This window comes from Acinetobacter sp. WC-743 (assembly GCF_000335555.1).
In the GTDB taxonomy this organism is placed as follows: Bacteria; Pseudomonadota; Gammaproteobacteria; order Pseudomonadales; family Moraxellaceae; genus Acinetobacter; species Acinetobacter bereziniae.
In genome coordinates, this window is sequence record NZ_AMFQ01000075.1 from 60,670 (window position 1) to 79,851 (window position 19,182).

Genomic DNA, 19,182 nt, shown 5'->3' on the forward strand with positions numbered 1-19,182 from the left:
TTAAAATTATTTCTTACCACCACTGCTGCCACCGCCTGTATAACCAGCATCAGCAGAACTAAAGGTATCGACTGCAAACTGACCTGCATTCACAATAAATCCTCCAACCTCGCGCTGACCATACAGAATCGGAACTGGATTACCTTGTGCGATTGTGGTGACTGCTCCACCAAAGCTTTTATTAGCCCTGTTTCCGTCTTGGTTTTGATCTTGTGCATCCGCTTTAGGAGTAAGCATTTGTGCAATTCCGCCTACAACCATTCCTGCGCCTGCACCTATTAAAGCAACTCCTAAATTTGACGTTACTCCACCTGTCCAAAACCCTGCAACAATCAACACAGCACCAAGCACAAGCTGTAAAACACCACCATTACCACCAGCTCCCATAACTTTTGGCACAATCTTGATAACTTTGGCACCAGTATCAAAATCGATCTGATCTTCACTGATGTTTTCATCATCTTGAAAAATGGCAAAAGCTAAACCTTGTTCATGCGCATTCAGCATGAATTGTTCAAAGCCTGGTACTTGAACGGATAAGGCTTTGACTGCTTCACGGGTACTTTCAACAGCAAGCTTAAACTCCTTACCAAATTTCTTTCCCAATACGCCATAGAGTCTGATCGTTTTAAGCATCTTTGTGCCTCACTATTTTCACAACACGTTCTTGCCATTGTTGCCCAAAGATTTCACGCACGGACTTTCGACCATAAGGATGATGTAGGATTAATGGTCCACCAAAACATGCAGTGCTTTCTTCTGATTTGAATTGCCAATGATCGCCCAACCAGATCACAGCATGGTTCGGGTGTTCTGTACGTCCAACATTACACACCAACATATCGCCATACTGCGGTTGACTGACTTCATAAAATCCCGCTGCATCTAGGTTTTCTAAATAAAGCGATTTATGATCTTTATCACTCCACCAATTATCCAAACGCTCAAAATCAATGAGTTTAATATCTAACTCACGACGATAAAAATCACGAACAATTGAATAGCAGTCTTGGTACCCATGATGATAGTCACGACCAATGAGTGGTGCTTTATAACCACAGGGTTCATAGACTTGAAACTCAATTTCAGGATAAGCACAAATCACCCATGGCTTTTCATGAAGTTCAATTTGTAATAAGTCTAAATCAGATGCGCGTGCTGTCGCATTTGGATGTGAATGTACATAGGCTTGAATCTCACCTTGATCTTCGGCATTCGCCAAGTCTTCATGGTGGATTTGAAATTGACCGTGTTCAGCGACATTACGGCATGGAATGTAGTCATTTGAAACAATAACCCCGCAAGATTCTGCGGGGAAACATTGTTTAGCATGAGTTAGAATCGCTGCTTTGAGTTTTTTATTTAATTTCATCTTTACACCATTGAAGATGCAGGGAATCCACCAAAATGAAGCTCATTCTCACGACAACGGCAACCTGATGTTCGATAGTTACATCGATCTAAAACAGGATTGTCTGTCGATTCATCTTTTTCGGTAAACATTGCTGCACCAATGTAGCCACATTCTTCACTTCGATATTCCCAGTTGCAGTAATTTGAGATTTGTCGTGTAGGAATTTTTAGCCCTTCAAAATCCACCGGATTAGAAAGTTCAAACGTCACTTGCTGAGCATTTTCAGAAGTCTTTTGTTCAATAAACCAAATCTGCTCACGTTTCTCGCTTGAGTTCGCACTGGTATTCCCAGTACTAAAGTTTTCCGCATCCAGATATTTGGCTAAAGTGTTGATGACTTTAAGCTTTGCACCGGCAAAATCTCCAAATTGTAAACAATATGCAGTGACTGCACCTTGAATACCATTAATATTGTTGGCCATACTTAAAGTAGGTGCGGAAGCCTTACCATCACTTCGCATTTCTAAACCACTGACTTCCAGTGCCATGGGTTCAAATGTCTGACCATCAAAGATGATGTTACGATGCCAAACTTTTTTATCACCAGTATCAGTAACCATCGGACCATCAGAACCAATCGAGCTATAAATCTTTTCCCAATCTTGGAATGAAATATGTCCGTGGAAACGCAAGATGCCAGCACCTAAAGCGCTGGCATCTAATTCAAATAAGGTAATTAAGCCATCGACATAAAGTTTCTGAAAATCACTGTTTAACATCATCATTCACCACAATATCAAGGTTTAAACCCTCATCATCATAAATAGCCTGGATGGATTGGATTGAAATCCCTGAACGATTCTGCATAGAAACAATATAGGGAATCAGCCAACTGATAAATTGTGCTTCTTTTAATGAGATACGGCTTAAATCAGGCTCTTTATCCTTTTTTAAGCCGATTAATACATCATCTGTCGCCTTGTTATAATCAATCGATAGGTAATCTATTTTTGATCCAAACTCATAAGCAGATGCATCAATTTTAGCCATGAGTGCTGCAGTAAAACTTGCTTCGATTCGTGTAAATTGCTTTGACATTTTTAATGTTCCTTCAAGTAAAAAGCCCCAACGACTGGGGCATGAGGTTAAGTGGATTTAGGGGTAAAAGACTTGGGTAAAAGTTGTGGATATTTGCCAAACATCTCCACCAATATTCGTTAATTTGTAATTCACATCAGATTTAACCCGAACCTCTCCATCTAAAGGAGCATTCCAAAGAAATGAGTCAGCCCCTTTGTGTTTGTCTAAGAAATCTTTAATTTGTTTAATCTCAGATGAATAAGCAGTTCGACTATAAGCCCACTGCCCTTTTCGATTATTAATTCCGACAGAGATATGTTGCTCATATCCATCACCAAATTTGGATGAAAGTATGTTGAAGTCTCTAGTCTCTGAATTACCATCAACACTATTTTCCCATATGAATTTTTCATTGCTCATTAAACGATACTCGTAAAAAAACCACCCGAAGGTGGTTATAAAATTGTTAATATTTAAATTGGCAACTTTTGCTGATAGGTTGCAGTGAACCAATCAAAGTTTTTCACACATTCTTCCAATTTAAGTTTTTGATCTGGCTTTATAAAATTCTAAAATCACATAACATTGAATATAAAAAAAATCCCCCTAGGGTACTTTATTTGAGAGTATTTCTGTAGCAAATAGCTGTCATATTATTTGCAAAATCAGTGGAAATCTTATCTTGATATTCTTTCGTATCAAACCTAGGCTCTTTGTAAGCTTCGACAACGATAAGGCGATAGAGCTTTAATAGTTTTTTATTGCCTTCGTCTTTTGATTTCTTTTCCATCTCATCAAACATTTCCATTTGCTCAGTTATAGGTGTTCCCCATTGACGCATTTGCATTATTGAGTGGCTTATCCCATACATTTGCTCGCATTGTTTTGCTGCGAAAATCTCAACTGAAGCAAAACAACAAAACAACCCTATCAACAACATTCTTCTCATTCTAGCCCTCCTTAATTTACTCATAAAATATCAATAAATTAAAAGAATAGCCACCGAGATGGCTATCTACCTTTTTTTATCCTGTCTAAAGCACCACCTTGACGTTCAGCATCTCTCCAAGATTGAGCTATTAAGGATTTGGTTTGTATTTCATTTTGCTTTTGCATCTCCTTTAAAACCACTTGCAACTCATTACCATTCCACTGTGTTGTCGCTTCTACAGGTTGCGAGGTTTGATTAATAATTATGACTTTCGGCTGGGCTGACATGCTATTGCTTTGCTGAATAGATTCAAACTGCCTCCTTTCAACATCAGCATTGCTCATTCGAGAAACACCAATCAAGCCGCCATCTCTAAACTTTTCAGTTGGTTGCATGTTGGGTAGAGAGAACTGATACTTAGCTGCATTAAACTCGCTCTTAAAAGGCAGTTCACCTGTCTTATTCATATAATTCAATGCAACTAAACCAAGTTTTGATACTGAAGCTTGGCGGATCATAAACTCGCCATTCGATGCCATGATCGGAATATCATCACTTGTTCCAGTACCTTTACCTGTGATGTGTCCACCAGTAGCAAAGCCTTGAGGCGTAATTGCTTGGATCATCGCCAAGAATGTTCCTTGATCCAAAGCAGCCTTAGCACCTGCTGCTACTTTCTGCCACACTGTACCAGGTTCTTTAGCATAAGCATCTGAAACAGAGGACCATAAATTCATACCAGCTTGAGTAAGTGCAAAACCCTGTTGCATTGCAAACATTGTTTTGTAAGCTCCTGAGCTTTCACCCACAATCCCCCTAAACATATTTGCAAATGAACCAGTTAATTGCTGAGCTTGGGTTAACTGCAAGTTCAACGAATCCTTTTGATACTGATTTTCGATATCAATCATCCGCTGATTATGTGCAGCCCAAATTTGCTCACGAACCTCTGCCAATTTCTCCAGATCAGCACCTGGTTCTTGCTCTTGTCTCTCAACATCAGCAATTTGAGTGTCAAAAAGGTTCTGTGACACATCCATTCTATTAAAGCGCTCTTGATTAACTTGATATCGTGCAGATGAACCGTCCATTTGAGAACGAACCGAATCCCAACCCATGGATGCATCCTTTAGTCGACGATTCATGTCTACTTGATTCTGTAATTCAAGCATCTGTGTTTTAAAGGCTTTTTCAACAGGATCTTCATTACCCTGAGCAATAAGCCTTTTTTCTATGTCATATTTAGCCTTAGTTAATTGAAGCTCTGACATATAAAACGCTTTTGTTTGGAGTAATTGCTGCTTTTTCGTTAAACGAAACTTTTCAAGTTCATATTCACGCTGTTCGTCAATGGATTTAATAGATTCAGTCTTTTGCTTTTTATTGAAGTCAGCACTGGCTTCAACTCTAAGTTTTTTAAGATAAAAATCATTTTTGATTTTTTCCTCACCAACCCAACGCCAACTATCAACCTCCATTGTGAATTCAAATTGTCTAAGTTGTTTTGTTTTCTCAAAGCGAGTATTTTCATCAGCAATCAGACTGTCTAAGCCATTCTTGCGTAAATCTTTTACACGCTTGATATGGTCAGCTTCGTCTTTCTCACCTAGCGAGTAATAGTTAGCTCTTAAAGTTTCGATTTCCTTTTCTGTTTTTGCTTCAGCCTTGTCTTGAGCTAAATAAGATCCATAAGTGCCAGTACTCGCCCCACCTTTCACCTTGCTTTGCATACTTGGTGATTGATGAAGAAGTTTAAGCACAACACCGTCTTCAAAAGTTACCGTGCTGTAATAGCCGCCACCTTTTGAATCATAGGCAGTCTTTACATCTTTAACCGCAACTTTAGTTGTGATTGGAGTACCTACAGGCATTGCAAAATCAATACCTTTATGGAAACTTGAGGCTCCAGCAGTCGGAGCTTTTCTTTGACCATAATCAGAAGAAACACGGTAGCTTGAAAGAGATTTCCCACCAGCTTGAAGCCGAGCTATATGCTCAGGTGATACTTTCTGCCCATCACGAGAGCCACCATAGCGAACATCTAGATGTGCGCCTGTACCAATACCTGAATTACCTGATATTCCGATTAATCGCTGTTGAGTTTTGACTAACTTTTCAGTTTCCTTGGTTTGCTGTCTTTTGGACTCAGTAATATCATCCTCAAGTTTTTTAAGAGCCTGTTGCTTATCAAAATACTTTTGGAATACCGCCCACTCTTCATTGGTTAAGCTACGAGTTTTAGGGATTTTGTTATTATCATAAAACTCAGATAACGCCTTACCCTTTTCTAGCCCATGACTTTTGATATTGATCAGTAAAAAATCAGTATCTAGATTCTTTTGAGCATATGACTTTTGTAAATCTTGAAGTTTTTGGAGTGCTACAGCTTCTTTTCCAATCGCTTTTGCTTTTTCCTCGTGCCCTTTAATTACTTCAGGAGTAATTCTTAAAATGGCATCCAATGAGCTTTTAACTTTATCGTAAGCTGTTTTAGCTTGATTATTTTTATCAATCAAACTTCTTAGCTTTGCAATTTGTTCCTCATTGAGGATATTTAAGTTTTTAACGCTTAAGTAGAACTCATCTGACCCAATTTTGCCTTGACTGTAAGAATCATAAAGCTTTTTCAACTTGGATTCGGATTCAAGTGAAATCTGCCCTTGAGAATAAAGAACATTGATGAAGTTATTTACCATTGATGTTGCTAATTTATAAGCATCAGCACTTTCTTTAACTGTTGCGGAAAGTTTTGCTTTTTCAGCATCACGCTGTACAGCACTCAAATTTAAGTATTGTGTTGTTAGCTCTTGAACACTACTCTTTTGAACATCTAATACCAATGTTGCATCTTCTGCATTCTTTTTCAGCAAGAGATAACTCGCCGCTACACCAGCAACAGCAATACCTAGACCTACAGGTCCTAAAAATGCTGTAGATAATGATCTAGCAACCAATAATCCTGCTTGCTGAGCTGTGTTATTTGCAATAATTGCACGCGTGTTTACTCCCCATGCAACTGTACTTGCTCCAATTGAAATGATTTGCTTAGTAATTTGAGCAGTAATAGCACCCATTAATGCAGCAATGCCGAGTGATGCAAATAGCTCAAAGTTTTTAGAGATAGACAAAATCCCATCAGATAGTAACTTTGCACTGCCACCTGCATTAGCAGTTTCACCTATATATTTTGTTAAGGCATTACTTAGCGTTGTTAATGATGCAGCAATGGTTTTATTGGTTTTACTATAAAGTTCATCAACAGAGGCACTCGCTTTTTGCAAAGCCTCAACGACTTTTTCACCTGTAAGTTGTCCTGCCGCACCCATCGTTCGCAATTGAGAAGTGGTAACACCTAACCCTTTTGCAATTGCATCAGCCAACCCAGGTGCTTGTTCAAGGATGGAATTCAGCTCATCTCCTCTGAGAACTGAAGAGCCAATCGCCTGCCCAAACTGAACCAATGCCGCCTCTGCTGCCTGAGCGCTCGCACCGCTAATCGCAACCGCTTTTGAGACTGTATCGGTTAGCTGAGCGGTTTCTTTTAGGTTTAATCCAAGTTGTTTAGCATTTTTGGCAAAGACTTGATAAACCTGAACAGCACCATCCCAAGAAGAGCCTGTATTTTGGGCAATAGCAAATGTATCTTGCATTGTTTGGTTTAACTCATTTTGCCCTTTAGTAACCAACTTCAGTCTATTGTGGATCTCAGTATAGTTGTCAGCTTTTGAGATGGTTCCTGCGATAGTCACATAACCTGCAACAAATGATGCAAATTGCTTGAATGCTAATCCAGTCTTATCAACTTGCTTCTCTTGCTTCGCTAACTCCTGAGTCTGCTTTTCAACAGCCTTAGTCGTATTATTCACAGTAGTATTGAAGTTTTGAGTAATGTTGCTTGTGACTTGAATGGTCTTGCCAAGCTTCGAAGTTGAATCACTCGCCTTTTCACCACCAGTAAAGATTTTAACCAACTCTTTACTCAACTCTTCAGCATTCTTTTTAGCCTGCTCAGAGCTGATTTCAATTACTAAACGGCTTGTTTGTTCTGTCATTTGGAGTACCTTTAGGCGTAAAAAAGGCGCCTAAGGGCGCATTGTGGACAATAAAAAACCGACCATTTGTAGGTCGGTTTAAAAATCAATATTCATTTTTACCTCTAGCTATTTAGGCGCCAAATCAAAACAGCAAGTGACCCCATAAAAGTTGCAGTGCTTGCTATAACAAGGGATATAGACTTCCCCCAAGCCATTATGATGGCTACCTTACCAGCATCTTTATTGCTCATTTTTCCCTCTATACTAATATTGGGTTTAGTGTTACTATTTTCAGACATAGATTTTTTATTCCTCTTGTTCGTGCTTTGTTCAACTGGAAACCAAAACCCCGATAGCTACCAACTATCGGGGTTTTACTTTTTAATTTCATTATTCACTTTTTCATAGCAAATAATATTTTTGTGCGTTGTAAACCGCGCCTCTACAACCAATCACTTCTTCTTACTCGCCTCTTCCAAAAACAGGTTGTCTAAAGCGAAAATACATTCATTAAAAATCCATCTCGGCACTGGCGATTCATACTGCTCACAGTAATCATTCACAGCCCCAAGACTTAAAGCCATAGGAATGCATTGCTCATACTGTCTAGAACGAGCAATCACGTAATAGGCTGAAAGGATGGAGTGAGCTGTGTATGAATATTCAGGCGGTAGATAATAATCAGGCAATGGCTGACCTAGCTTTTGATAGACTTCTCTTGCTTTTTCGATGTCCCACTTCGCTGTTTGGTACTTGTAGAGCTGGATGACTTTCCCAATGTTTCAGCCTTTTCTTCGTTGGCTTCAACTTGAATTTTTTGGGCTTCTGCAAGGATCCACACAATTAGCTCAATTGACTCATTTGTACTTGTGCAAAGAAGCTCAGCATTTTGCTTGGAATATTCAAAAATATTTCCTTCTTCATCTTCTAAACCTTGCCAGTTCAAAACTAAATGAGACACTGCCTTACTAAATGATTGAGCAATTTCACGAGAGCTTTCGTCTGTAATGTCTCGGACACCTTGAATCTCTTGCTCAATACGAGTGCCACGCAACTCCATGCAATGCTTGAATGAGGGCTTATCTATTCCTGCAATCAGGAATTTAGCACCATCTTTGTAATCAATCAGCTTGCTTGGAATTTTGGTTTGTTCTTGTTCTTCAATTTTAATTTTCATGCTTATGGACCTGCCACGATAGGAATACGTTTAAGAGTAGGTGCAGCATCTGCCACAGTGAATGAAAATTGTGTGTTAAGAATGTCGCCTGCTCCACCACTCGGTAGAGGTGCTGAAACCAACACATTTGGAAGTGACAATGTGTATTTATTCCCATCTTTATCTTTCAGGCTATATTCAAGGCTAATCGGCTCATTCAAGAACTGTTTTTCATATAATTCAGCAGTGTTTTTAGACCATGCAACTGTGAAGTTAACGCTGCCTTTCATGATGGTTTCCAAAATTCCAGAAATATTGTTTTCATAATCCAAACACTTTTGAATCTGCATTGTATTATCAATGGTCAATTCAATCTGAGTGACGCACATCCCTGCTTTCTTTTCACCTTCAATCAAGATGTCGCCGGTTGAAAGACTTGTAAATGGAATTGCATCTCCTGCAGGTGTTACGGTACCAGTAGGTGCAACCTCATATGCAGTACGTTTCATTGCCATAATTGAGAATTTAGAAGTCACAATGCCACTATCTGGGATGCTTAAGGTCCATTGATTGATATGGCAGCCTGTGAAAACTTGAAAGTTATCGATATCAGTAAAACCGCGAATAATCGAAAGTGTTTTTCGACTAGTGCCACCAAATGTTAAGACGTTACTATTCCAAGCATTGAAGGCAACAAGCTCTAAGACACCATCTTGAATGCCATAAGCCCATTCAGATTCAATATCACCTTGTACTTCAACACCAGTCACTAAAGTACCAGCTGCAATTCGTGAATCTTTGATTGTTTGTGATTCTGTGGTTTGTGCCGATGCATCCAAACCATTGGTGGTGAATGCAAATGTATTCCAAGTTGTTGCAATTACACCGGGTGATGCTTCAAAACCAACTCGGGTTAGCTGTTTAGCTCCAGAACTCATAAAGTTCTCCTTAATTTGGGCATAAAAAAACCTCCTATAAGGAGGTGGATTGGAAATAGTTAATTAATTTACAGTGTAAGGCGTATGCACATTCACTTGATAAAAGTCCGGATTATTGGGTACTTCAATCACACTTGATGCTTGAAGCTCTAAACCGCCAATTCTATAAAACTGTACGTGTTCCGCTAGTTTTTCAGCAACAATAAGAGCTGAGTCTGTTCCTGTATTGCGTGGAGCGAATAACTGAATGAACAGCATTCCTGTAGTCCGTGTGCACGGCTTATCGGCTAATCCTACAATACGCTTGTCACCACCACCAAAACTTACTTGAGCCCATATTTCATTGTGTGGTGGTGTGAAAGGCTTACCGCCTTCAAGTGGTTGGTTTTGAAATTGAAAGTGTTCTTTTTTTATAGCCTTACTTGTAAAGGTTTCAATCAGTTTTCGAATCTCACGTTTCGCATCAATATCTCTCATTTATACTTACTCGCAATATATTGAAAAGCCAATGTGTAAACACCATTAGGTGCTTGCCGTGAAAAGCCACCTGCAGATTTTTTAATGTACCCTTTACCTTTTACCCAACTTCCTTTTTTAACAGGATCAGGATAACCACCGTACTCGATCACATCACCGTAAGGAGTATTATTTTGGATATATGCTTTGTCACCAAATTTAAATGAAGCAATTGTCCCAACAGCTGCTTGTACTGGATCGCCATTGCCCTGCTTGATTGAGTAATCTTCTGTATTGATCGATACAATGTGCGAGAATCTATAAGAGCCTTTATCAACTGGTGAGCGTACTGCAACTTGCTGTAAAGCATCTGCAATAATGTTCTTACAATGTTGATTTGCATCTTCTTTAATTGTGTCAATAAAGTCGGTTGGCTTGATGGACCATCTGCTCATTCACTCACCTTTCTCAACTGAACTTTCCAAATACTTCCAGTCGGATCAGTACCAATATCAACAATACGAAAAATACCTTTTTCAGTTTTCCATTCATCATCAATTTGCGGCACGGCAGTAACTTCATTTTGCAACACAGTTGCTTTGCAGTCTTCGACTTGATAATTCTCAGGCTTAACCAGGTCTTTGGCATATGAACCAAACAACACACCACGACCTGTGTAAATTACAGTTTCAGACTCAGGATAAGTTTCAGTTTCAAAATCCATTTCACCTGAATTAATAATTTTAGTGCAAGTGAATGGATACACCGCATCAGTAAGCTTTGTGTTGAATGCTTTGGCTAACTTGGATTGAACTTTGTTTCTAATCACTTTCACTTTCCTCGTACATCGCAAATAAGTCCTGAGCAATTCTTTGAATAGAATAGGCTTCAAACTCCTTACTTGGATCACTTTCCCCCATACGTAGCTTAATACGTTGCCATATATGGACCGCCTCATGGAGTAAAAGGCTATGAACCTGGATAATTGTTCTCTCTATATCACCAAGCTGCACGATTGCTAATGTAGAGTCGTTATAAAAATTAACCTGTGCATCAGCACCCATTGACATGAATTCATCCACATCACCCATATCAGCAAATAAAATGTCCATATGGACTTGATTACGAGCCAATGTATATTCAACATGATCAAATGGTGATGAATGCCAATCAGGAACATATTTATTATTAATCATCCCCGATATACTCCAAATGCAAAGCCTTTAGGTGTTAAATCAAGTGATGCAATATAAGCTTTAGCTACTTGCTCATGCTTAGAAATAGCCACACTACCTGCAGCAAAGGTCTCATCAACCTTACCCCCATCAGCATCAACCATTTCCCTTGTAGTTTGACGCTCTACGCCTGAGTAAATATCACCAGCTAAAATGCCCTTGATAATTTCACATGCTGCATCTTGCAATAAAGGATCAATTGGATCAGGAACAAAACCTATTTCATTCTTCATCCAAGTGTTTGCTAATTTAATGAGGCGAGCTTTATCACCAGCTGGTGCAAAATCCGCCCCTAGTATTTGCTCAGCCTGTTCTTGGGTAATAAAGCTCATGGGTTATTCCTTTGGTAGCAAAGCCAGCAAATCATCTTTTTTGGCATCAGATGGGAATTCAATTCCTTTCAATTTCAGAACATCTTTTAGTTCATCCACTTTAAGTTTTGAATAATCTACTAATTGAAGTTCAGCGATACGGGCTTGCATTGCTGCGGCATCGTTTTTAAAAGCAATAAATTCACCCTGTGCGGTGGCTAATTGCTCTTTGGTATTCGTTAGATCCAGTGCAACTGCATCAAATTGCTCAGTGGGTACCAAACCAGTCAAATCAACAGGCTCACCAGGCACAAGCCCAGCCTTTAACGCTTCCAATTGCTGTTTAAGCTCATCATTTTCAGCAACAACTTTTTCACATTCAGCTTTTGCCTCATCAATGACGGCTTGAAGCTCAGGTGTGATACCGACTTTGACATCAATAGTTAATGGCTTGGCTAGTGATAGTTCTCGAACATTTACAGGTATTTCAAGCGCTTCATAATCAGCTTTAATTTGCGGATAGTCACCATAAATCACAACTGATTCAGCATCTTTATTAGGCTTGTCATAGTAACTAGGGTTTTGAAAAGATCCTTGATCATCAATTCCTGAGCTCTTTTTCGCATAGATTATTTTCAATTCTTTCTCCCAAAAAGAAAGAGGGCGAAATGCCCTCTTTTATGGTGTACCTGATAGATCAAGCAATGTACCTGCAGTCATCTTGTTGCTTGTTGCATGCTTCTTCCAGTTTGCATCCGCACCTAATTGTGCAAGTGTTGGGTTGGCACCTTTTGAGGTATCCCAAGAGTAACCGAGCAAGTCAAGGTTAAATGCACCTTCAGCACGCATACCTATTGCTAAGTTTTCTTCGTCGTTAATATCGTATGCACGGAAGCCAGGTGCTTGCGATTCAGTGACTGTCACAGCACCAGCCTGCAAACCAAAAGCATCATCATCTTCAATTAAATCTGTGACCAAAACGGGTTTGCCTAATGTTCCAGGTAAACCGCCATAAATAACAATTTCTGATTCACCGTAAATTTGATTTGTTAATGCTTCATCTACAATGTCGAAATATGTATCTGAGTTCATCACCCAAAGTGAGATACGACCAAACTTATCACCGAACTTGCGCATGCCTTTAGTTAAAGCTTTGCGACCATCTGTAGCGATACTACCTTTAGCAATCATATCTGGATTACTGCTAATGGCTGCTTTTAATGATGCCAAGCTATATTGCAAACGACCATGTACCAATGCATCTGCTAAGTCATAACCAATAATTTCAGCGAACTCTTCGGGAGAACGTGCACGGCGTTTAAATGCCTCTTCAGTTGAAGCGTAAGGACCGTATTTAAATGGTACTTTTACACCAACTGATTCCCCTGCACCAATTTTTTTATTGGTCACTTTAGCAGTTGAGTTCACATCACGGTGTTCAATGCTACCGCCAACTCGATAGAAAGATTGTTGATTGAAATCACCTTGAATGATTTCATTTACATAGCGAATCGCCCCGTTAGATGCTTGGTTAAAGACGTTTAAATTGTCTTGGAGGCGCTCTAAATATGCTGTTTGCGCCAATTGATTATAGATAATCATGTCGCTATTTACGGTTGTAGTCATTACGACTCCTTATTTATCAAGTTTTAAATATGATTCTTGACCATGTGTACGGATGTATTCAGCTTTTGCCTTTGCATCCATTTGGCTGCGTTTTAAACCAGTATTTGCTCCACCATTGTTTTGGAAGCCTCCACCAGAACCTTGACCACCTTTTAAAATTTGGTCTTTGTATTGGTATCCACCAATCAAAGATTCCAAGGCTTCATCAAAATCAGCAACTTCACCAGGACGAGAACGTGAAAAGATTTTTTGACCATCTGCACCGTAAGCTACAACCTTGCCATCTTCGATTTTGAAATTTTTTCCGAATTGGGCTTGGATCATGTCAACAGGTACAGAAACTTTGTCGTGAATAAACTTAGAACGAGCAAAACCGCCTCCAATAAGTTCGTTATGCAATTGAGATTGATAAGAATCACGCTCTTGAACGATCGGAGCATATTTTTCTTCAACAGCTTTAATTGCTTCAGATTTGATTTTCTCGACTTCACCGGCATCCACCAGTTTTTTATCATCGAAATTTTTTAATGTATCTAAAGCCTTTTTGGCCGCCACAGGATCGTCAATACCCTCAAAAGCTTTCAAAGAGTTTTCTGCTTTTTCATAACGCTCACGATTTGTCTTTGCCTCCCCATTTAATCGTGTGATTGTCGCTACTGTTTGAGGTGCATCATGTGCGACTTCTTTACCATCATCGTGAATGTAAATCGGTAGACCGTTTTCATTCACTTCTGCATATGTTTTATTTTCAATGGTTACTGTCTTAAGTTTCATAAGTCATCCGACCCTATTTCTAAATGAGCATCCGCTCGTTGCGCCTTGTTCATCCGAACGTTAGGCAATAAAAAAGCACCTCGAAAGGTGCTAAATAATTTGTATGCTTTAAGCTTTATCTTTTAGATGTTCGCCAGTGCATGTTTGGAATGCTATAAACCACATCTTCAACCAATGATTTGCCGTATCGCGCATTACAATGGCATCAGCTCGACCATTATTAAATTTAGGTCTTAACTCATATTGCATAGCGAAAATATTGAGCTTAAGAACTTTTTGATGATCTTTTAAATTGGTTTTTTCGAGTTTTTCTAAAATCTCACGCTCAAATAACCATACAGTGCGTTTTAGTCCTGTTTTCTTTGGTTCTTTTTTCACAGCCCTAGCTCCTTAAATGTGTCTTCATCCATCTTTCTAAGCTTAGCAATGGTAAAAGGCTTACCGCTGAGTGAATCAATGAATTTATCCAATGGATATTTACCTGACTTATAAAGCTCAAAGCGAGTCTTACCTAACCAATTACGCTGAAATGTTTCGTCTTGTGCAGCAAACCATTGTTTGTATGTCGTATTCGCACCAACTTGACCAATATCCCAGTCTTTCCCCTTTTCCTTATCAACAACGTAAGGACGCACGCCATCAATATCACCATCAGCATTGCAAGCAACTTGAATGGTTCGACATCGACGATGGTAAGGTGGTCTTTCATGATTCTCATCAATCTTTTGTACACGACCATCCCGCACGGCACAGAGCTTAGAGGTACGGCTATCAAGTGTCGCTATATCCTTGGTGTATTTAGCCCCAAGATCTTTCCATGTATTCAGATAAGTTTCATTACTGATGTGCGCCCTTGCTGTGCGAACTTCTGCATCGATAGAATTACGCGTTTGTTCTAATAAGCCATCTTTATATTCAAGCTTTTTAGTGCCTTTGATCCGCTGAATAATCTGCTGATTAGATTGCCCATGAGAAACGCCATCTCGAATAATGTATTCAGCTTTCTTGCGCATAGACTCAGCCACATCAGGAAAAATGAGGTCAATGAGTTGACCACCAGCAAAGGGCTGCCTACTGACTTTCTTAAGTAGCTTTTCACCATCAACCTTAGGCGTTTTCTTACTGGCCATTCGGTAGATGTAGCCAGCTTCATGAACCGCCAATACGACTGCAGAAGCTGTAAAGACCTCGGGCAGTGTCACGGCGATGGATTGTTGCCATTCTTTTAATAGATCCCGAATCTCTCTGAGTGCGGGAGTTGTGTAAGCAGCTGAAGCAAGTGCCTTTAGTTCGGCATCACTTAGTTCATCGAGTAGATCGCGTAAGTTTGAGATGTACTGATTAGAGATACCATTAAAGCTTTGGATAATTTCAATGATAGCTGAACTTGATAAACGCTGTAAAAAGCTATTGTGCTTAGTCAATGCATCAATGATTGGATCATTCATCAAATTCACCTGCTTTCTCTTGATCTAGTTTCAACCGCATTTCTTCAAAAGAAAGCTCGCTAAAAGTGCCCGTTTGTTCGTACTTGTACCAAACTGACCAAGGTAGATGTTCTGAAATAGCAGCATCGTATAGACGTTTAGCACGTTCTTCACTGAATTTAGGTTTATTAAAATCCTGAGAAATAGAGTAACTCAGTTCATTAGGACCAAACTCATGACCATCCATGGCAAATTTTGCACACCAACGTAAAGCCAGAGTAAGTGCTTCACTAATATTTGAGACTGCAAGTGAAACTACCGAATGCTGAATCGAATCCTCATTGTCTGCTTGAGTCGCAGTCTTATTGGCAGATCCAACCTCAATTAAACGTGCACCAAGCTCTTTCATTGCAGTCATTTTTTCATTCATGAGCTGCTTTGCCAGATTGTTTTCTTTAGCCTGAACAATCTCAACTTTAGTTGGAAAACCAGAGCGTGCACCAATTGCCAACTTATCTCGCCTGATTATTTCGTACTGCTCTGTACTCACATCAGGCAATGAAACTGTAGGTTGACCAATAATAAAACCTGATTCTTCAACATCAGCAGAGTTCCGATAATGCGCTAAGTTAAGATCAGCTAGATCCAACAACGGTGCATTATTGATTTCGTCCGTGTTATCTACTGCACCACAGAAAGTAAAGGGAATATATTCCCAAGTTACACCACTGTAGTCAGTTGGTATGATCTTATCTTGTGCTACCCAGTTCTTGTCCTTATCCAAGATATAAACCTGAACAGTATAAACAAAGCCATTCTCTGACTGTTCTAAACGCAAAACACGATACTGGTCTCGTGTTTTCTTGCTGAAACCATCAGGCTCACGCTCTGATATAGATTCACGGATTTTCACAAAGCTAAGTTTGCGCTGATTACCAACGACAATATGATCCCAATCTTCAATCACAGAAGCTTCTAAAATATGGATCATTGGATAAGCACCTTTAAGCTTATCCTCTGCTTTATTTTTACTTGCTGCTACTGTTGGGTAATCTACATACACACCACAACGATACTGTTTTAAGATCGATCTTAACATTCGTTGTGAACACTGGAAGATTGACCGTCCTGACCCATCAGCATTACGCTCTAAATACTCCAACTCATCAGGTCGAGTAAAATCAGGTAGCTTATTAAATGCTGTACCGACATAACTACCCAATGTGCGACCAGTAATGCCATAAAACACGGCGCGCCCTAGATAGTCTTGATATCGTTCATCGTCTCCTTTGCCAAATGTTTCAGGAACTGGTAAATAGGTTTTTCCCGCTTCCTTAATCGTTTTCTGACCTTTGCACACATCATCTACTTTCTTCCAGAGCGCGATGTTTAAGTCATAGTCTGTGTGTTTAGTTGTAATTCCAGCCATTTTCTATCGTCGTCCAAAAATAGGGAAATCCAGTCGTGTCACTGGCTTAATGATTGGGAAGCGTTTAGCCAATGGATAACCACCCGCATCGCCTACATGGTCTAATCCTGCAGTTTTATCAGGCATCCCGAACTTGTCATAAACTTGCTGTTCTAGAGTTTCAGTGAAACGAGGACATTTATTTGTATTAACTTTCAACGTACGCTCACCATCGCCATTTAGAATTAATGCATTCACTGCATTAATACGATCTTTAATCGCGGGGTTAGTTCCATCAACCTCAACCCTAAAACCCTTGTCTCGCAAAATTTGGTGATCTGATTCACTGCTATTTTTTGAAGATGTGGCTTGACCAGCTGCATCAGGAATTACTGTCATTTCATGAAATGGAAAACGCTCAATGAGTAATGTTGCCATGGTAGGCGTATCTCTTACCCCAACCATCTCATCCAGTGCTAAAGGCTTACCATCACGTATGACATAAACAACTGCAGCCATCTTCAAAACGTTAAAGTCCATACCAACGATCAAAGGCTCTCTAGGTTGAATCTCTTCATCCGTATGATTAAGCTTTCGATCAAAATCAGGATAAACCGCACCACTGGTCAAGTTCACAAACTGACCTTTTAAATACGCTGAGATTAACTGTGGCGGGTATGATTCAAACAAAGATGAAATATAATCATCTGGTAAATTATTTTCATTGTCATAAGTTGAAGCTTGGATCATGCCATATAGCTTGCGTTTTGCTGGTGATGAGTTTGCCTCTTTTACGAATTGCTCATAAGTAAACTTAAAACCCTCAGGCGTGGTCGCAACATCGATACCATTCGTTAGACCAGGATGTTTCACACGCATACGCGCAATAATTTTACGCCATGCCTGTTGAGCCTTGTCCTTATTCATGACATCGAGTTCATCAATTAGAGAGTGACCAACCTTAAAACCTACGATCGTTTGCGGTTTCTCCATTGATCTACAAATAACAGTACTGCGGTACTGTCGACCGTAGTACAGATCAACCTCTTTATTCGATTCGTATATCTTTGTCTTCAATCCCCAGTCAAATGCAACTTCATCTATGGTTGGAAAAAAGATATCTCGGATCTGCGGATATGTTGGAGCAAAATAACCTAAAGGTACTTTTGGAAATTCCCAAGACTTATCGCAGAGGCTTGAACAGCCTACCCAAGTTTTGCCACTACCAAACCCTGCAACAAAGGCACGAAATTTATTCGGAAGTTGTAGAAAGTTTGCCTGAGGCACGTTCAGCGTCGGGTTGATATTCGGCATCTTGTTTACTCGCATCTACAACTTGAATGGTGACTTTCACTGGCGTCGGATCATCTGCACTATCTCCATCACCTGTTTTGATTCGTTCAATTTCAAGTTGCTTTAATTGAATATCCAGGAGCTGAATCTCATAACCATGCATCTCATCTTTGAATTGTTTGATCAGCTTGGTTTTTAGAATTCTATTAACCTTTGGATCGTTATATATATTCTGTAATTCCTTGAGACGTACTGCTTTATTTGCTAAAGGGATATCGAAAACATTCGTCTTAAAATCATTTCTGGTTTGATGAAATAAATCCTTTAATTTCTTGCTTACATTTCTACACGTTGCTTTAGTCGGATCATAAGAAGCGACTTGCTGACGCTCAATTTCAATACCAAATTCTTGTCTTACAGACTCTACAACTTGTTGAGGGGTTTCAAAGCAAGCAAGAGACTGAACTATAAAGATTTTTACAGGCTCTTTAAGTGTTGCCATAAATGCCCCTTTGTAAGACTACGTAAGACTAAATAGCCAAAAAAAAGAGCCTCAAGGCTCAGTTAATTAGACACGTTCCGCAGCATTTTGTTATTTCCAAGTCTGAAACAAACGGCGGGTTTTGAGCGACCTCAATCATTCGCTTGACGTTTTCGGTTGCTCCCCAACGTTTGACCACTCCTATAAATTCCTCAACGTCATGACCTGCTAAATAGTGCTTAGGTAAGCCTGTATGATCGCTGTAAAGGATTTCCCCATCCTCATCACGCTCTACACCAATGTGATACAGCTCATGTTCAATCAAAGCACAAAATTCACGATCGTTCGCACGTTCACAAAAGCTTGCATCAACTGTAATTAGATAAATAGGTACAAACCCAAACCAGTCACGCATTTGTTGCTCTTGTCGAGCTTTACGCCAACCACCTTGGTTAAACATCACTTTTTCACATTGACCTAATACCATCCTCTTTTTAGCAACGGCGGCAGATGAAGCCCAAGCGAATGCTAAGAATGTTTCATCGTCATGAAGTAATTCAGCTATGTGGTCATAGTCGGGATTATGAAGTTCACCACCAAGGGTTAAGAAGTTTTTCACTACCCATTCTTTTAGATCCGCTGCAGGTGCCAAGCGAATCGCTTCCTCTTCCTCAGCTT

At 39.7% G+C, this 19,182-nt stretch carries 23 protein-coding genes and 1 pseudogene; all 24 read right to left on the bottom strand.

Annotated features, from left to right (window positions below):
• Window positions 1–6: 6 nt before the first annotated feature.
• Window positions 7–636 carry a tail assembly protein gene (locus ACINWC743_RS09960; RefSeq protein ID WP_009585350.1) on the bottom strand — a complete coding sequence of 210 codons (630 nt, stop codon included), beginning with the start codon at window positions 634–636 and terminating at the stop codon, window positions 7–9.
• Complete coding sequence (locus ACINWC743_RS09965) at window positions 629–1,372, bottom strand: C40 family peptidase (protein WP_009585346.1); 744 nt, start codon at window positions 1,370–1,372, stop codon at window positions 629–631. Before ACINWC743_RS09965 ends, ACINWC743_RS09960 begins: the two co-directional genes overlap by 8 nt.
• A 2-nt stretch (window positions 1,373–1,374) precedes the next feature.
• A complete protein-coding gene (locus ACINWC743_RS09970) occupies window positions 1,375–2,136 on the bottom strand; it encodes a phage minor tail protein L (protein ID WP_035300915.1) in 762 nt (253 codons plus the stop codon).
• Complete coding sequence (locus tag ACINWC743_RS09975; RefSeq protein WP_009585317.1) at window positions 2,120–2,452, bottom strand: hypothetical protein; 333 nt, start codon at window positions 2,450–2,452, stop codon at window positions 2,120–2,122. Before ACINWC743_RS09975 ends, ACINWC743_RS09970 begins: the two co-directional genes overlap by 17 nt.
• 57 nt (window positions 2,453–2,509) lie before the next feature.
• Window positions 2,510–2,854 (bottom strand): phage tail protein, encoded by a 345-nt coding sequence (locus ACINWC743_RS09980; protein ID WP_009585330.1) that lies wholly within the window; start codon window positions 2,852–2,854, stop codon window positions 2,510–2,512.
• 196 nt (window positions 2,855–3,050) lie between these two features.
• Window positions 3,051–3,383, bottom strand: coding sequence for a hypothetical protein (locus tag ACINWC743_RS09985; RefSeq protein WP_009585337.1), 333 nt, complete (start codon window positions 3,381–3,383; stop codon window positions 3,051–3,053).
• Window positions 3,384–3,445: 62 nt separating this feature from the next.
• Window positions 3,446–7,084 (bottom strand): annotated as a pseudogene (locus ACINWC743_RS09990) (tape measure protein); the annotation flags it as partial.
• A 437-nt stretch (window positions 7,085–7,521) separates the two neighbouring features.
• Complete coding sequence (locus ACINWC743_RS24310; protein ID WP_157432066.1) at window positions 7,522–7,698, bottom strand: hypothetical protein; 177 nt, start codon at window positions 7,696–7,698, stop codon at window positions 7,522–7,524.
• A gap of 398 nt (window positions 7,699–8,096) precedes the next feature.
• Window positions 8,097–8,576 carry a hypothetical protein gene (locus tag ACINWC743_RS10000; protein ID WP_009585319.1) on the bottom strand — a complete coding sequence of 160 codons (480 nt, stop codon included), beginning with the start codon at window positions 8,574–8,576 and terminating at the stop codon, window positions 8,097–8,099.
• A gap of 2 nt (window positions 8,577–8,578) precedes the next feature.
• The gene (locus ACINWC743_RS10005) at window positions 8,579–9,493 is read right to left on the bottom strand and encodes a phage tail tube protein (protein ID WP_009585338.1); all 915 of its coding nucleotides are present in this window, start codon (window positions 9,491–9,493) and stop codon (window positions 8,579–8,581) included.
• 63 nt (window positions 9,494–9,556) lie between these two features.
• Window positions 9,557–9,970 carry a phage tail terminator-like protein gene (locus ACINWC743_RS10010; protein WP_009585324.1) on the bottom strand — a complete coding sequence of 138 codons (414 nt, stop codon included), beginning with the start codon at window positions 9,968–9,970 and terminating at the stop codon, window positions 9,557–9,559.
• Window positions 9,967–10,404 carry a hypothetical protein gene (locus ACINWC743_RS10015; RefSeq protein ID WP_009585327.1) on the bottom strand — a complete coding sequence of 146 codons (438 nt, stop codon included), beginning with the start codon at window positions 10,402–10,404 and terminating at the stop codon, window positions 9,967–9,969. The genes ACINWC743_RS10010 and ACINWC743_RS10015 overlap by 4 nt, the downstream gene beginning before the upstream one ends.
• Window positions 10,401–10,778: a hypothetical protein gene (locus ACINWC743_RS10020; RefSeq protein ID WP_373867897.1), complete on the bottom strand. Its 378-nt coding sequence runs from the start codon at window positions 10,776–10,778 to the stop codon at window positions 10,401–10,403. The genes ACINWC743_RS10015 and ACINWC743_RS10020 overlap by 4 nt, the downstream gene beginning before the upstream one ends.
• Window positions 10,771–11,145 carry a hypothetical protein gene (locus ACINWC743_RS10025; RefSeq protein WP_009585295.1) on the bottom strand — a complete coding sequence of 125 codons (375 nt, stop codon included), beginning with the start codon at window positions 11,143–11,145 and terminating at the stop codon, window positions 10,771–10,773. Before ACINWC743_RS10025 ends, ACINWC743_RS10020 begins: the two co-directional genes overlap by 8 nt.
• Window positions 11,142–11,516, bottom strand: a complete 375-nt coding sequence (locus ACINWC743_RS10030) for a hypothetical protein (RefSeq protein ID WP_009585287.1) — start codon at window positions 11,514–11,516, stop codon at window positions 11,142–11,144. Before ACINWC743_RS10030 ends, ACINWC743_RS10025 begins: the two co-directional genes overlap by 4 nt.
• Window positions 11,517–11,519: 3 nt before the next feature.
• Window positions 11,520–12,134, bottom strand: coding sequence for a HeH/LEM domain-containing protein (locus ACINWC743_RS10035; RefSeq protein ID WP_009585293.1), 615 nt, complete (start codon window positions 12,132–12,134; stop codon window positions 11,520–11,522).
• 39 nt (window positions 12,135–12,173) lie between these two features.
• Window positions 12,174–13,121 (bottom strand): major capsid protein, encoded by a 948-nt coding sequence (locus tag ACINWC743_RS10040; RefSeq protein WP_009585290.1) that lies wholly within the window; start codon window positions 13,119–13,121, stop codon window positions 12,174–12,176.
• A 9-nt stretch (window positions 13,122–13,130) separates the two neighbouring features.
• On the bottom strand, window positions 13,131–13,895 hold the full coding sequence (locus ACINWC743_RS10045; protein ID WP_009585289.1) for a DUF6651 domain-containing protein: 765 nt from the start codon (window positions 13,893–13,895) through the stop codon (window positions 13,131–13,133).
• A gap of 108 nt (window positions 13,896–14,003) precedes the next feature.
• Window positions 14,004–14,273 carry a hypothetical protein gene (locus tag ACINWC743_RS10050; protein WP_009585300.1) on the bottom strand — a complete coding sequence of 90 codons (270 nt, stop codon included), beginning with the start codon at window positions 14,271–14,273 and terminating at the stop codon, window positions 14,004–14,006.
• Window positions 14,270–15,343 (bottom strand): minor capsid protein, encoded by a 1,074-nt coding sequence (locus tag ACINWC743_RS10055; RefSeq protein ID WP_009585347.1) that lies wholly within the window; start codon window positions 15,341–15,343, stop codon window positions 14,270–14,272. Before ACINWC743_RS10055 ends, ACINWC743_RS10050 begins: the two co-directional genes overlap by 4 nt.
• Complete coding sequence (locus ACINWC743_RS10060; RefSeq protein ID WP_009585329.1) at window positions 15,336–16,751, bottom strand: DUF4055 domain-containing protein; 1,416 nt, start codon at window positions 16,749–16,751, stop codon at window positions 15,336–15,338. The genes ACINWC743_RS10055 and ACINWC743_RS10060 overlap by 8 nt, the downstream gene beginning before the upstream one ends.
• 3 nt (window positions 16,752–16,754) lie before the next feature.
• The gene (locus tag ACINWC743_RS10065) at window positions 16,755–18,044 is read right to left on the bottom strand and encodes a terminase large subunit domain-containing protein (protein WP_035300897.1); all 1,290 of its coding nucleotides are present in this window, start codon (window positions 18,042–18,044) and stop codon (window positions 16,755–16,757) included.
• A complete protein-coding gene (locus tag ACINWC743_RS10070; RefSeq protein WP_009585343.1) occupies window positions 17,983–18,525 on the bottom strand; it encodes a DUF2280 domain-containing protein in 543 nt (180 codons plus the stop codon). Before ACINWC743_RS10070 ends, ACINWC743_RS10065 begins: the two co-directional genes overlap by 62 nt.
• Window positions 18,526–18,583: 58 nt before the next feature.
• Window positions 18,584–19,182: putative metallopeptidase (locus ACINWC743_RS10075; protein ID WP_035300899.1), on the bottom strand; the 599-nt coding region annotated here is incomplete at its 5' end.

Bases quoted from the DNA above. Each gene is read 5' to 3' on its own strand.
- ACINWC743_RS09960 (WP_009585350.1), bottom strand. From the start codon at position 636: ATGCTTAAAACGATCAGACTCTATGGCGTATTGGGAAAGAAATTTGGT.
- ACINWC743_RS09965 (WP_009585346.1), bottom strand. From the start codon at position 1,372: ATGAAATTAAATAAAAAACTCAAAGCAGCGATTCTAACTCATGCTAAA.
- ACINWC743_RS09970 (WP_035300915.1), bottom strand. From the start codon at position 2,136: ATGATGTTAAACAGTGATTTTCAGAAACTTTATGTCGATGGCTTAATT.
- ACINWC743_RS09975 (WP_009585317.1), bottom strand. From the start codon at position 2,452: ATGTCAAAGCAATTTACACGAATCGAAGCAAGTTTTACTGCAGCACTC.
- ACINWC743_RS09980 (WP_009585330.1), bottom strand. From the start codon at position 2,854: ATGAGCAATGAAAAATTCATATGGGAAAATAGTGTTGATGGTAATTCA.
- ACINWC743_RS09985 (WP_009585337.1), bottom strand. From the start codon at position 3,383: ATGAGAAGAATGTTGTTGATAGGGTTGTTTTGTTGTTTTGCTTCAGTT.
- ACINWC743_RS24310 (WP_157432066.1), bottom strand. From the start codon at position 7,698: ATGTCTGAAAATAGTAACACTAAACCCAATATTAGTATAGAGGGAAAA.
- ACINWC743_RS10000 (WP_009585319.1), bottom strand. From the start codon at position 8,576: ATGAAAATTAAAATTGAAGAACAAGAACAAACCAAAATTCCAAGCAAG.
- ACINWC743_RS10005 (WP_009585338.1), bottom strand. From the start codon at position 9,493: ATGAGTTCTGGAGCTAAACAGCTAACCCGAGTTGGTTTTGAAGCATCA.
- ACINWC743_RS10010 (WP_009585324.1), bottom strand. From the start codon at position 9,970: ATGAGAGATATTGATGCGAAACGTGAGATTCGAAAACTGATTGAAACC.
- ACINWC743_RS10015 (WP_009585327.1), bottom strand. From the start codon at position 10,404: ATGAGCAGATGGTCCATCAAGCCAACCGACTTTATTGACACAATTAAA.
- ACINWC743_RS10025 (WP_009585295.1), bottom strand. From the start codon at position 11,145: ATGATTAATAATAAATATGTTCCTGATTGGCATTCATCACCATTTGAT.
- ACINWC743_RS10030 (WP_009585287.1), bottom strand. From the start codon at position 11,516: ATGAGCTTTATTACCCAAGAACAGGCTGAGCAAATACTAGGGGCGGAT.
- ACINWC743_RS10040 (WP_009585290.1), bottom strand. From the start codon at position 13,121: ATGACTACAACCGTAAATAGCGACATGATTATCTATAATCAATTGGCG.
- ACINWC743_RS10045 (WP_009585289.1), bottom strand. From the start codon at position 13,895: ATGAAACTTAAGACAGTAACCATTGAAAATAAAACATATGCAGAAGTG.
- ACINWC743_RS10055 (WP_009585347.1), bottom strand. From the start codon at position 15,343: ATGAATGATCCAATCATTGATGCATTGACTAAGCACAATAGCTTTTTA.
- ACINWC743_RS10060 (WP_009585329.1), bottom strand. From the start codon at position 16,751: ATGGCTGGAATTACAACTAAACACACAGACTATGACTTAAACATCGCG.
- ACINWC743_RS10065 (WP_035300897.1), bottom strand. From the start codon at position 18,044: ATGCCGAATATCAACCCGACGCTGAACGTGCCTCAGGCAAACTTTCTA.
- ACINWC743_RS10070 (WP_009585343.1), bottom strand. From the start codon at position 18,525: ATGGCAACACTTAAAGAGCCTGTAAAAATCTTTATAGTTCAGTCTCTT.